Source organism: Amphibacillus sp. MSJ-3, from assembly GCF_018919165.1.
In the GTDB taxonomy this organism is placed as follows: domain Bacteria; phylum Bacillota; class Bacilli; order Bacillales; family Amphibacillaceae; genus Amphibacillus.
In genome coordinates, this window is the sequence record NZ_JAHLQM010000004.1 from 1 (window position 1) to 12,491 (window position 12,491).

Sequence of the window (12,491 nt, forward strand, 5' to 3'; positions counted from 1 at the left end):
TAGAAACTGAACATAAAGAAACACCCTTCAAAGCATCATAAAACTGCTTTGAAGGGTAAACAAATCATTCAATATTGATCGACGAAAATTCATCACCAACGTCATTTGACAAAGAGCCAATTAAAAGTGCGATTTAGCTTTGCGTAAGTAAAAAAGACATCCATGAGGCCTGTGCTTCATAGGATGTCTTTTTACTGTATATATTCTTCTATATCGGCTAATAAACTATTAATTAGTATTTCCTTGTCTCCTATAACCTGATAGCAGAGCCAAGTGCTTGTAATGCATCGCCTTGAATTTGTGCTTCGATTAATAGTTGTTGTTCATCTGTTAAAGTTTGTGTCGTTTGTCCAATAGCTGTGAGTCCTTGGCCAACAGTCATAATCCACTGTCCAACTACGTTTGTAAGCTCACCACTTGTTTCTGGCTGAATGGCGGAGAGTTGGGATAGATAAATCGCATTAGCCAATTGGCCAATAAATTGAATCCATTGTGAAATAGTTATTTTCTGATTGAGCTCCTGGATTAATTCATTTTGCCTTGTCTCCTCGACATTAGGTTGTGATTGCTTCTTCACCATAAATCTCACCTCAATTAATCCTGCCACTTGCTAATGTTATATTATATTTCGATTTTTATATTTTGCAATGGAAATTAGGGTAGGTTGGTGAAAAATAGGCATAAAGGACAGTTCAATGCCTTCTAAATAAATGAAATAGGTATGATAGGGCTGGGTGAAGCAAATATTATATAGATAAGATTGATAAAGTGAGGATGATCATAAATGTTTCATAAAAAAAATTCCGGTTGATAAGGGAATCGATCATACGTTGGCATTACTTAAAGAGGGTTATTTATATATGGCTAATCGGTTTGAACGGTTTGATAGTAATATCTTTGCAACACGTCTGTTAGGTGGTCAAAAAGTTATTTGTATGACTGGTAAAGAAGCGGCTAAGGTCTTTTATGACAATGCAAGGATGATAAGATCAGGTGCCGCACCAAAGCGATTTCGACAAACCTTATTAGGTGAAAAGGGAATCCAAACGATTGATGGATTTAACCATGAAAATAGAAAAAGAATGTTTATCTCATTGATGACGGAAAAGCGGATTCAGGATATCGTGAGAATTTATAGAAGAGAATGGGAATCGGCAATTTTCCGATGGGAGAATCAAAAAGAGGTTTTGCTATATGATGATGTGACAGTCATCCTGACGAAAACAGCCTGTGAGTGGGCGGGTATCCCAATAGCTGAAGATGAAATAGTGGAAAGGGCAGGTCAATTGAGCTCCTTATTTCAATCCGGTGCTAAGATTGGCCCAAAGCATTGGCAAGGACGGATAAACCGCAACCTGTTGGAGAATTGGATTCAAAAATTAGTTGAAGATGTCCGCGATAAAAAATTGGAGCCCAAAGAAGAGACAGCCCTATACCAAATTAGCTGGTTTCAGGACGGGAATGGTAAGCTCCTAAATACTGAAGTTGCTGCTGTTGAGGTGTTAAATGTTATTCGGCCAATTGTAGCGATCGCTATTTATATTGTTTTTATTGCATTGTCCCTATATAATTATCCTGCAGAAAAGAATAAGCTATTAACAGGTGATCGTACATTATATGAGATGTTTGTCCAAGAGGTGCGTCGTTACTATCCGTTTTTTCCATTTGTAGCTGCTAGGGTAAGGAAAGATTTCCTTTTGGAGTACTATCCTTTTAAAGCAGGGACACTTGTTTTGTTAGATCTTTATGGAACAAACCACCATCCGGACCTTTGGGACAAACCTGATCAGTTTCTTCCACAGCGTTTTAAGGCCAGGAGGGAAAATCCTTTTGATTTCATCCCCCAGGGTGGTGGGGATTATATTAAAGGCCATCGATGTCCAGGTGAACAATTGACGGTTGAGATGATGAAAGCAAGTTTAGATTTATTGGTTAACAAGATGGATTACCAGGTGCCAGCGCAAAATTTAACGCTTGACATGGCTAAGATCCCAAGTTTCCCAAACAGCAAGTTTCTGATCACCCGAATAAAATCTCGCATACACGAATAGGTATTTAAGCAGATATAAATATTCTTGCCCTATCGCAGATGAATGGACTATGAGTTCCCTCCTTCAATAGTAAAAAGAAAACAATCTGACGATAGGAGGTTGTTAAATAGCTTGTAAAAAGTCAATTCGTTTAACCAACACTGAGTGGGTGAGGGGACTCTGACTGAGTGTAAGTTTACTTTAGGTAAAAGTATTTTGATGAAGGTGACGATTATGAAATATATGAGAAATATTCTTTTTATTGTGCCTGGCTTTATATCATTTGGCATTGGAGTTGCTGGGGTAGTTCTACCAGTAATACCGGGTCTGCCCTTTTTCTTAGTATCTTCTTATTGCTTCGCAAAGAGTTCACAGCGAATTGAGAACTGGTTTAAAGAGACAAAAGCCTATAAGAAGTATGTGTTAGCTTTTCGAGAGAAGAAAGGGATGTATTTAAAGGAGAAGATCCGAATTAATTTAATTGCGGATAGTTGTATTATCTATTCAATTTTTATAGTGGAGTTCCTTTGGGTTAGATGTCTAATGGTTGCACTGGGTTTATATAAGCACTATTACTTTTTCTTTAAAATGAAGACGATTAAGCCAAAGATGATTAATAATGATTAAATAGGTTTGCTTAAGCATTTTTAATATGAATATAACTTAGCCATCAATCTTATTTTAAAACTAATTTTATCGCAGATTAACTGACTATGACCTATTGGGTGAAGCCTCACTTTATTAAAGCATAGTTATCTGATTTTCACCAGAAGACTCCTAACTGAAATTTTTTTAGAAATTAAGTGGTGACTCGTTTAATGATTAAAAAAGTTGTTATATAGCACTTTTTTACTGAACGTGTTAAGCTAAAGAATGAATTTAGTCTTCTAGGATGTGAGAAAAATGGCAACTATTTTAGTCGTAGATGATGACCCGAATATTCGTCAGCTAATCACCTTATATTTATCAAATAGTCACTTTGATGTGATTGAAGCTAGAGATGGTCTTGAAGCAATAGATAAACTTGAAAAGGAGCCGATCGATTTAGCGATTATTGATATTATGATGCCTAAAATGGATGGGATTTCTTTGACAAAGGAGATAAGGGACTTTTATAAAATTCCAATTTTAATGGTAACGGCTAAGGGGACCTCCCAGGATAAAGTAAAAGGATTCGAGGCAGGGACGGATGATTATTTGGTCAAACCGTTTGATCCAATAGAATTAATTTTAAGAGTACGCGCTCTGCTTAAACGTTATAATGTCTTAACAGAGAAAAAGAATAAGATTGGTTCAGTTGAAGTTGATCTTGACCGATTAACTGTATCTAATGGACAGGTTGTCATTGACCTAAAAAGAAAAGAGTGTGAGCTTCTATTTGAGTTATCTACTGAACCTGGCCGGATATTTACAAGGACGCAATTAGTCGAAAAAATTTGGGGCTTTGATTATGAAGGTGATGAAAGAACGGTTGATGTTCATATAAAACGCCTACGAGAGAAGTTAAAGCCTTTCGAAGAAATTAACATTACCACCGTTAGAGGGTTAGGTTATCGGTTAGAGGATGTGTCTTAGTTGCGGCGGAGTTTATATTGGAAATTTGTTGTTACTTTTATTACTGGGGTAATCATTAGTTTGTTAGCTTCTTATTTTATTACTTCGCTGTTCTTTCAAGAGGATATAATTTTTGAACGTGAGTTGGAACAGGCATCAAGTTATGCAGAAGATTTACTAAGGATTATTGACACAGAGGACCTCCCGCAGTTACTTAACTTATTCCGTGAATTTGGAATTGATGCTGTTGTGCTTAATCAAGATGATGAGCCGATTTTATCTGAAATGGATCCTTCGTTTATCAGTGAAGAAATGATTGATGAAGTTAAGACCTTGCAAGGAAAAGAAGTGGTGTCGTTTGTTCCGAGTCGTAGAGGGACAGTACGTTACATTGGGACAAGTTTAAATGGTGAGCACGATGCTCAAACATTATTTTTAAAAATTGACGTTTCAAATGAATTAGCCGATACTAGGCAACTCACAATGCATGTCTTATTATTGGTTCTATTAATCGGAAGTCTGTTTATCATTCTTATTTCACGCTATTTTGTGGGGAGTATTCGTTCTGTAACAAAAGCAAGTGAACAGCTGGCAACAGGGGACTTTTCCGTTCGTTTACAAACTGAACGCCAAGATGAGGTTGGTCGTTTAATGAGGAGCTTTAATGATCTGGCACAAGCACTAGGAAATATGGATGAGGTGCGTGAGAGCTTTGTCAGTAACGTATCACATGAAATCCAGTCCCCATTGACGTCGATTAAGGGCTATGCGAGGGCAATTCAGGATGGCTTGATACCTATAGAAGATCAAGCGGAATATATTGCTGTTATTTATCGAGAAGCAGATCGATTGTCAAGGTTATCAAATAGTTTATTAAAAATGGCTTCATTAGATGCAGAAGAACATTTGATTAAATTAGAGCATTATCGATTAGATGAACAGATCAGGCGTGTCACCTTATCTACCGAGCCGTTTTGGCGAGAAAAAAACATTACCTTTGATCTTGATCTGACCAAAATATATATTTATGCTGATCAAGACTTATTGGAACAAGCCTGGTTGAATTTGATTACAAATGCGATTAAATATAACCGTGAGAATGGAGAAATTCACATTTCCTTTTATAAAGATGAAGAATATCATATTATTCGCATAAATGATACGGGAATCGGAATTAGCCAATCCTCAATTCCTTATTTATTTGATCGTTTTTATAAAGAGGATCAATCACGGTCGGAATTCAGCGGTGGTAATGGTTTAGGTCTCTCCATTACAAAGAAAATTATTTTGCTACATGGTGGCACAATTGATGTCGTTAGTGAAAAAGGTGTTGGCACGACTTTCTTTGTTCGATTACCAATTCGTTAAAAAAGTTTAGCACAGTTCATATTCAGTTCATAATGTTTGGCTATACTAAGATCAAACATAAGGTGAATCTTTAATTGATGAGGCGAGTAATTGTCCTAGGATAGTTAGTGGATGAATACTTTTAGTCTGAATTCTAGTCCGAGTCATAAACATAATTTAGACGTTTATGCCTCTGCTGAGATGAACAAATTGGACCTTTGCTGGCTTTAGTTTCCTAGCTGATCTAACAAGTTCAAGTAAGGGATACTTATAGCTAGTTAAATGGTAAAAAATTGAGGTGACTAACTTTTGAGTAATCGAAACTCAAATGTAGAACTGGAGAAGAATGAAGTGGCTAACTTAAAGACTAAACGAAAGTCAATTATGAATCAACTCGTAGCTTCACTATGTGCAGAAGGCATCGATGCGAAGCTAGTTAAAAAAATTAATTATCAATAGAGGTGAGTTTGACAATGTTTTTATATCATCCAATGATGGATTTATTAATCTTGCTTGCTTTTGGAATTGCTGTATGGGCACAATCTAGTGTCCAAAATAACTTTCATAAATATTCACGAATAGAATCAAATGCCCAAATCACAGGTTTACAAGTAGCACGTCGAATTTTGGATCATAACGGGCTATATGATGTTACAATTGAACGTTCAAATCGTGGCGATTTATCTGACCATTATGATCCACGGACGAAGACTGTTCGTTTGTCAGGACCTGTCTATAGTGGCTCTTCGATTTCATCCTTAGCAGTTGCTGCTCACGAAGTTGGTCACGCAATTCAACATGCTCAAGGATATGCCTTTTTATCATTCAGAACTGCACTTTTACCGGTGGCTAGTCTTGGTTCTAGTATGGCCCCGATCCTCTTGATTATGGGTTTTCTATTTAGTTACGGACCATTAGTCGGTGTCGGTATTGGCTTATTTGCTGCCGCGGTATTGTTTCAGTTGGTGACATTACCTGTGGAATATGATGCGAGTGCACGAGCGAGAAATGAGTTATTAACGCTAGGCATTGTGACAAACAACGAGGAAAGAGGCGTTGGCAAAGTATTGAATGCTGCGGCATTAACTTATGTTGCAAGTACATTAATTGCCGTTCTGCAATTATTTAAATTTATTTCAATTTTTGCTGGCCGTCGTGATTGAGAGAAGTGAACATATGCTTGATACATTGAAAAGCCTAACAGAATATATTTTGTTAGGCTATTTTATTTATATTTTATTAACTGGAGTTATTTTGTTTTCATTCTCCCCACAAACGGGATCCTTAGCTAGTGATTTGATCAACCCTTGGATCAAAGAAACAACAGAGAAGGCAGTATTAATAGAAGATCGTGCGGAGGCACTAAAAGTTCGTTTGGATCTAATGAATGAAGCGGAAGAAACCCTAGATATTGCTTACTATTCAATGCAAGGTGGAGAAACTGTTGATCTTTTTTATGCACATATTTTACAAGCGGCTGATCGGGGAGTAAAAGTTCGCTTTTTAGCTGATGGACTTTTTCATAATATGCGTTTTGGCCATCGGGATGTCATTCGCTTATTTACAGAACATCCAAATATTGAATTGAGTTTCTATGAACCCCTTGATTTAATTCGACCATGGACCTGGCATAATCGCCTTCATGATAAATTTATGATTGCTGATCAGTCGACAGCATTGATGGGTGGACGAAATATTGGTGATAAATATTTTGCCCCTGATCAATATCAAGGTGTAAGCAATGATCGGGATCTTTTATTACTAGGTCAAAGTCAGAACGAAACACCGATAATTGGTCAAATGCAAACATATTTTGATTTTTTATGGTCACACGATTATACAGAGCAACAAACAGATCGAAGGCTAAATGCTGTGGAGAAAAAACGGGCACAGCGGATCAAAACGAAGATAATGGCTACATATCAAGATTATTTCGACACGAATCAAGATTTCTTTACTGAATCTATCGACTGGGAAGAACGCTCACATGAAATTAATGGAGGCTTTATTGCTCATAATTCTGTTGAACGTTTATTTAAACAGCCACAAGTTTGGTGGCAATTACTTGAATTATTTGCGGAGGCTGAGGAACAAGTTGTTATTCAGAGTCCTTACATCATCCCAAGTCGTTTAATGCGTGAGGATATGAAACAATTTGAATTGGACTTAAATCAAGGGCTTATTTTAACAAATGGGCTGGCAGCAACACCAAACATAATTGCCCATAGTGGTTATCGTAATCATCGAGAGGGTTTGGCCCAAACATATTTTGATTTATATGAATACCAGGATGATAATCAATCACTCCATATGAAATCGATAGTTATTGATCAACAAGTAACAATAGTTGGATCATTTAATCTTGATCCAAGAAGTGTTTATTTGAATACTGAATCCATGCTAATTATTGATAGTCCAACATTATCACAAGAAATAATCGCTACGATAGAGGAAGAATATTTGCCGGAAAGTTTGTTAATTGAAGAAACTGATCACGTAAGAGAAATGAATAAGTATGTCTCTGTCCTTAAAAAGATGCTTGTCCTCATACTAAGACCATTAACACGATTAGTTGAATTTTTACTTTAGAATAATCAGATATTGAGAAAAAGTGAAAAAGCAGTTAAATACTTTTATTTCTTGCCGATATAAAAGGAAAGAAAATCTATAGAGGAGTTGGCATGGGCATGGATGTCAGTAAAGTTATCTCTGGATCAAGTTATGCTCCACAAACAAACAGTGGTGAAGTGAATATAGGAACGGAAAACAAAACCCTTCAACAAAAAACCTTATATACACAGGCACGGAAGTCAGGGGTTCAACAAGGTAGCGAACTTGTCAATAAAGCTGATATTGAAGGAATGGTAGAAGGGTTAAACGAATTTTTACAACCGATTAATACGTCGATTAAATTTGAGTTTCATGATAAGCTCGATCGCTATTATGTTAAAGTTATTGATTCCGTAACAAAAGAATTAATCAGAGAAATTCCACCAAAGCAAATGTTAGATATGTATGCAGCGATGGCAGAATTTATGGGATTAATTGTAGATGAGAAAATTTAAAAGGAGTGGTGGATAATGGGGATGAGAATCGGTGGTTTGGCGACTGGAATGGATATTGATGGTATCGTTAATGATTTAATGAAAGCGGAACGGATTCCTTTAGATAAGCTCCAACAAGATAAAACCAAATTGGAGTGGCAACGTGATGCATTTCGTGAGGTTAATACCTTGTTCCTTGAATTAGATAAGATGATGCTTGATATGAAATTAAGCAAAACATACAATACAAAAACAGCGACATCATCTAACTCAGCCGTAACGGCGACAGCAACTTCTACCGCCTCAAATGGTAGTTATAATATTGCGGTAAAAAGCCTAGCAACGAGTGCGATTAATGCTACATCAGGAACGGTCTCAGCTTCAGCGGAGAATAAGATTGATCCATTTGCTTCATTGAGTAGTCAAGTGGACAAGTTAGCTGGTCAATTTGATGGTGAATTTCCAACGACGATAAAATTTAAAACCTATCATAATGGTGAGGAAGTTCATGAAATTGAAGTGACTGAAGAAGATACTTTAAATAGTGTCTTAACAAAGATTACGAATCAAGATAATGGTGTTCGGGCTTTTTACGATGTCCAATCTGATCGTGTAATTATGGAACGGACGAGTGCAGGCCAATTTAATCCGAATGGACCGGAAATTGACTTTAGTGTAGATGATTCTGGTTTCTTTACAGGAGTATTTGGTTTGACAGGTGAGGAAACAGGTGGAACGGATGCCGTATTTGATTATAATGGTGTTGAGTTAACATCTAAAACAAACACAACAACTTTAAATGGGATTACATTTACCTTTAATGATGTAACAGATGGAACTTATGTAAATATTACAAATGACACAGAGGCAGCCTTCGATAGTATTATGAATTTCGTTAATAAGTACAACGAAATTGTTGAAAAGGTAAATGGAAAGGTAACTGAAGAAGTTTATCGTGATTACCCTCCATTAACATCAGAACAAATGGAGGAAATGTCTGATCGTGAGATTGAATTGTGGGAAGAGAAAGCAAGAAGTGGTTTACTTAAAAGTGACCCAATCCTAAATAATTCTTTATCACAAATGCGCCTTGCATGGACGGGACGAGTTGATAATGATGGACCATACTCTCATTTTTCTGAAATTGGAATCTCCACGTCAGCTAATTACTTAGACGGTGGGAAATTAGAGGTAAATGAAGATAAATTAAGAGCAGCACTTGAAAAGGATTCTACCGCTGTTTATAATTTGTTTTCTAACAGTAGTGAGGGTGCAGAACGTGGGATCATGAATCGATTGGAAGATGCGATTGATCAAACGACTAATCGAATTAGTCAACAGGCCGGTCGAACAACCTTACAACCTCATCAATATGCGATGGGGCGTCGATTGGAAAGTATGGACGATCGCATTGCTGATTTCCAACGTCGTTTGCAACAAGTAGAAGACCGCTATTGGCGTCAGTTCACTGCAATGGAAACAGCGATACAACGGATGAATGAGCAATCCAATTATTTATTTTCCCAGTTTAATCAACAATAGGGAGTAAGGGATTAAAAGTAAGGGGTGCTAAAGATGAGTCAGCAATATTATCAAGCATATAAGAATAATTCAGTTAATACAGCTTCACCAGGTGAACTTACCCTAATGCTTTATAATGGTTGCCTAAAATTTATCAAATATGGTAAAAAGGGAATCGAAGATAATAATATGGAGTTTAAAAACACTAATATTCAAAAAGCACAAAATATTATTAATGAATTAATCGTTACATTAGACCAAGAGTCACCGATAGCAAAAGAATTGCTATCACTTTATGACTATATCAATCGATTGCTAATTGAGGCCAATATTAAAAATGATCTTGATAAATTAACGGATGCCTATGGTTTAGTTGAAGAATTCAGGGATACATGGAAAGAAGTCGTTAAACAAACACGAACACAAGAATATAAACAAGGTGTTCAAGCCTAATGAGTGTCTTAAATGAATTAAAACTAGTAACGGAAGAATTTCTTGAATTAATTGAACAGCCAATCACAGCTAAAAATCGTGAACAAGTATTAGAAGAAGTTGATCAATTTTTGAATAAACGTTCACAACTATTAGCAGAAGTAAGGCCCCCTTTTTCGGAAGCAGAAACTGAATTGGGAACACTAATAATGGAAAAGGATAAGGAAATTCAGTTAAAACTCAATCATTTATTTTTAGAGTTAAAAAAGGAATTACGTGATGTTAAGAAACAACAAATATCAACGGAGAAGTATCTCGATCCATACCGACAAGTTGCATCAAATGATGGCTCTTATTGGGATAAAAAACAATAAGGAAACTTTCACTCAATAGGAGCCCTTTCGTCCCTTAATCATTTTTAGTGTTCCTTGATTATTATTTTAAATGAATGTCTTAGGTGGAGTTGAGATTAGAGAAAATAAATGGACTCCTTAAGTTTATCTTAGTGAAACTCAAGGAGTTTTTTGTTATACTATAGGTAAGCGCTTTATTTACTCTTTAATCCTTTTTTTCTAGTTTACTCGAAGTGAAATTAGGGTATTAAAGAATTATAGATATAGAAAGGAGGACACTTTTATGAACTATAACATTCGTGGAGAAAATGTAGAGGTGACTGGTGCGATTAAAAGTTATATTGAAAAGAAAATTAATAAATTAGAACGCTACTTTGATACACCTCAAACTTCAGATGTCAATGTTAACTTAAGTGTCTATAATGAAGAGCAAAGAATAGAAGTTACGATTCCGATGACAAATCTATTACTAAGAGCGGAGGAGAAAAATCCAGATCTATATGCAGCGATAGATTTAGTGGTAGACAAGCTTGAACGTCAAATTCGAAAATATAAAACAAAAATCAACCGAAGAACTCGCCAAAAAGGTGCACCTAAGCATGTTCTTGCGGAGATGGAAACAAACTCTTTTGATCAGACAGAGGAAGAAGATGATGGTCTAGAGATTGTTCGTACTAAACGTTTTAATTTAAAACCAATGGATTCAGAAGAAGCAATCTTACAAATGGATATGTTAGGCCACAGCTTCTTTGTCTTTACTAACGCTGAATCTGGTGATACAAATGTTGTTTATCGCCGTCACGATGGTAAATATGGCTTAATTGAACCGAATTAATGAGCGAGATAATTTAACTTTAATATACAATAAAAATGGATGTAGAAACTATTGTTTTCTACATCTATTTTTATCGTCTGCACAGATATTACAATCTTTGGCGTGTCAAGTATTTTTCATAAAAATTAAGTGTCGTAAACAAAGAGATCATCCTATTCTTGAGTTGTTTTCCTATCAAAGAGAAAACCTTCGATGACAAAGGCGGCCATCCCTGAAACAGGTGAATAAATTCCAAGCTTGGCTGAATCAATTTTCAACTTGTTTTGGTGAAAACCAATGGCATGGTCATGAATGTAAGCTTCGATTACTGGATAAATCCATTCTTTTGCCTTCATTAGTTTATTACCAATTATAACGTGTTCAGGGTTAAATATATTGATACAGTTTGTTAATCCAATCGCAATATAGGTTCCGATTTCCTCAAATAGTTTTATTACTTCTTTATCTCCTGCTGCAGCAAGTTTAATTAGTTCATCAAGGGGTTCGGCTTGATCATTTGTAATTAATTGGCGGTTTAGCCCTTCATCAATCAATGCTTGTTCTGAGGCGTATCTTTCCCAACAGCCATGATTACCGCAACGACAGCTTCGTCCATCCTTAATGATTGTCATATGTCCTAATTCTCCAGCAAAACCACTTAAGCCGTGGTATAGTTTACCATCTAGAATCATTCCGGTACCAATCCCAATCCCTAAACTAGTATAAATCATATGTTTTGATTCTTGGCTTGATCCATAGCGCATTTCCCCATAGGCACCAGCATTAGCTTCGTTTTCCACATAGATTGGTAAGTGGAATATTTCACTTAGCTTTTCTTTTAAATTGATATTTTTCCAATCTAAGTTTGGTGCTAATAATATTTCGCCTTTTTGACTGACGACAGCTGGGACCCCAATCCCAAGACCGACAATACCGTAACGGCTTTTAGGAGCTTGTTGGATTAGTTTTTTTATTAGCTGAGTCATGATCGGAAAGATTGTATTAAAATCAGTCGTTTGTAATGGGATATTTTCTTCATTAACAATTTGACCATTTAGGTCGGTAATCACACCTAGGATATTGCCGATTGCTAGTTCAATTGAAATAGAGTAACCTGCATTTCCATTGAACAGAAGCATTACCGGCCTCCTTCCACCACTTGATTCACCTGGACCTAATTCTTTTACTAATTCTTCATCGATTAATTCACTTACAAGGGAAGAAACGGTTCCTTTATTCAAACCTGTTACTTGGGCAACATTGGCTCTTGATATGGGCATATGATTAATAATAGTTGTTAAAACAAGGGTTTTGTTTTCCCGTTTAACAACATATTGATTCCATGTTCGATTCATCCTTCTACACTCTCTCTAGGTTAGAAATTACCTGTTCATTT

At 36.2% G+C, this 12,491-nt stretch carries 14 protein-coding genes; 12 read left to right on the plus strand and 2 right to left on the minus strand.

Features of this window, described 5'->3' with window-relative positions; all coding sequences use genetic code 11:
• Nucleotides 1–250 precede the first annotated feature (250 nt).
• The gene (locus KQI76_RS02060) at nt 251–577 is read right to left on the minus strand and encodes a hypothetical protein (RefSeq protein WP_216398642.1); all 327 of its coding nucleotides are present in this window, start codon (nt 575–577) and stop codon (nt 251–253) included.
• Between the two features lie 223 nt (nt 578–800).
• On the opposite strand from KQI76_RS02060, the gene cypC reads away from it, so the two are divergent.
• The 12 genes from cypC (at nt 801) to hpf (ending at nt 11,116) form a co-directional block, all read left to right on the plus strand.
• Nucleotides 801–2,051 (plus strand): CYP152 family fatty-acid peroxygenase CypC, encoded by a 1,251-nt coding sequence (cypC, locus tag KQI76_RS02065; RefSeq protein ID WP_483860897.1) that lies wholly within the window; start codon nt 801–803, stop codon nt 2,049–2,051.
• A gap of 213 nt (nt 2,052–2,264) precedes the next feature.
• On the plus strand, nt 2,265–2,657 hold the full coding sequence (locus tag KQI76_RS02070) for a YbaN family protein (RefSeq protein ID WP_216398643.1): 393 nt from the start codon (nt 2,265–2,267) through the stop codon (nt 2,655–2,657).
• 276 nt (nt 2,658–2,933) lie between these two features.
• The gene (locus tag KQI76_RS02075) at nt 2,934–3,605 is read left to right on the plus strand and encodes a response regulator transcription factor (protein WP_216398644.1); all 672 of its coding nucleotides are present in this window, start codon (nt 2,934–2,936) and stop codon (nt 3,603–3,605) included.
• Nucleotides 3,606–4,952: a sensor histidine kinase gene (locus KQI76_RS02080; RefSeq protein WP_216398645.1), complete on the plus strand. Its 1,347-nt coding sequence runs from the start codon at nt 3,606–3,608 to the stop codon at nt 4,950–4,952.
• Between the two features lie 288 nt (nt 4,953–5,240).
• The gene (locus tag KQI76_RS02085; RefSeq protein ID WP_216398646.1) at nt 5,241–5,390 is read left to right on the plus strand and encodes a hypothetical protein; all 150 of its coding nucleotides are present in this window, start codon (nt 5,241–5,243) and stop codon (nt 5,388–5,390) included.
• 14 nt (nt 5,391–5,404) lie between these two features.
• Complete coding sequence (locus tag KQI76_RS02090) at nt 5,405–6,094, plus strand: zinc metallopeptidase (RefSeq protein ID WP_216398647.1); 690 nt, start codon at nt 5,405–5,407, stop codon at nt 6,092–6,094.
• 13 nt (nt 6,095–6,107) lie between these two features.
• Nucleotides 6,108–7,520 (plus strand): phospholipase D-like domain-containing protein, encoded by a 1,413-nt coding sequence (locus KQI76_RS02095; protein ID WP_216398648.1) that lies wholly within the window; start codon nt 6,108–6,110, stop codon nt 7,518–7,520.
• A 98-nt stretch (nt 7,521–7,618) separates the two neighbouring features.
• Nucleotides 7,619–7,996, plus strand: coding sequence for a flagellar protein FlaG (gene flaG / locus KQI76_RS02100; RefSeq protein WP_216398649.1), 378 nt, complete (start codon nt 7,619–7,621; stop codon nt 7,994–7,996).
• A 15-nt stretch (nt 7,997–8,011) separates the two neighbouring features.
• A complete protein-coding gene (locus tag KQI76_RS02105; RefSeq protein ID WP_216398650.1) occupies nt 8,012–9,517 on the plus strand; it encodes a flagellar hook-associated protein 2 in 1,506 nt (501 codons plus the stop codon).
• A 33-nt stretch (nt 9,518–9,550) separates the two neighbouring features.
• Nucleotides 9,551–9,949: a flagellar export chaperone FliS gene (gene fliS, locus KQI76_RS02110; RefSeq protein ID WP_216398651.1), complete on the plus strand. Its 399-nt coding sequence runs from the start codon at nt 9,551–9,553 to the stop codon at nt 9,947–9,949.
• Nucleotides 9,949–10,302, plus strand: a complete 354-nt coding sequence (gene fliT, locus KQI76_RS02115; protein ID WP_216398652.1) for a flagellar protein FliT — start codon at nt 9,949–9,951, stop codon at nt 10,300–10,302. Before fliS ends, fliT begins: the two co-directional genes overlap by 1 nt.
• A 262-nt stretch (nt 10,303–10,564) precedes the next feature.
• Entirely contained in the window at nt 10,565–11,116 is a 552-nt protein-coding gene (hpf, locus tag KQI76_RS02120; protein WP_216398653.1) for a ribosome hibernation-promoting factor, HPF/YfiA family, read from the plus strand.
• 152 nt (nt 11,117–11,268) lie between these two features.
• Here hpf and KQI76_RS02125 read toward each other — a convergent pair whose 3' ends face one another.
• Complete coding sequence (locus tag KQI76_RS02125) at nt 11,269–12,450, minus strand: ROK family transcriptional regulator (protein ID WP_216398654.1); 1,182 nt, start codon at nt 12,448–12,450, stop codon at nt 11,269–11,271.
• Between the last annotated feature and the right edge of the window lie 41 nt (nt 12,451–12,491).

Bases quoted from the DNA above. Each gene is read 5' to 3' on its own strand.
- KQI76_RS02070 (WP_216398643.1), top strand. From the start codon at position 2,265: ATGAAATATATGAGAAATATTCTTTTTATTGTGCCTGGCTTTATATCA.
- KQI76_RS02075 (WP_216398644.1), top strand. From the start codon at position 2,934: ATGGCAACTATTTTAGTCGTAGATGATGACCCGAATATTCGTCAGCTA.
- KQI76_RS02090 (WP_216398647.1), top strand. From the start codon at position 5,405: ATGTTTTTATATCATCCAATGATGGATTTATTAATCTTGCTTGCTTTT.
- KQI76_RS02095 (WP_216398648.1), top strand. From the start codon at position 6,108: ATGCTTGATACATTGAAAAGCCTAACAGAATATATTTTGTTAGGCTAT.
- flaG (WP_216398649.1), top strand. From the start codon at position 7,619: ATGGATGTCAGTAAAGTTATCTCTGGATCAAGTTATGCTCCACAAACA.
- KQI76_RS02105 (WP_216398650.1), top strand. From the start codon at position 8,012: ATGGGGATGAGAATCGGTGGTTTGGCGACTGGAATGGATATTGATGGT.
- fliS (WP_216398651.1), top strand. From the start codon at position 9,551: ATGAGTCAGCAATATTATCAAGCATATAAGAATAATTCAGTTAATACA.
- fliT (WP_216398652.1), top strand. From the start codon at position 9,949: ATGAGTGTCTTAAATGAATTAAAACTAGTAACGGAAGAATTTCTTGAA.
- hpf (WP_216398653.1), top strand. From the start codon at position 10,565: ATGAACTATAACATTCGTGGAGAAAATGTAGAGGTGACTGGTGCGATT.
- KQI76_RS02125 (WP_216398654.1), bottom strand. From the start codon at position 12,450: ATGAATCGAACATGGAATCAATATGTTGTTAAACGGGAAAACAAAACC.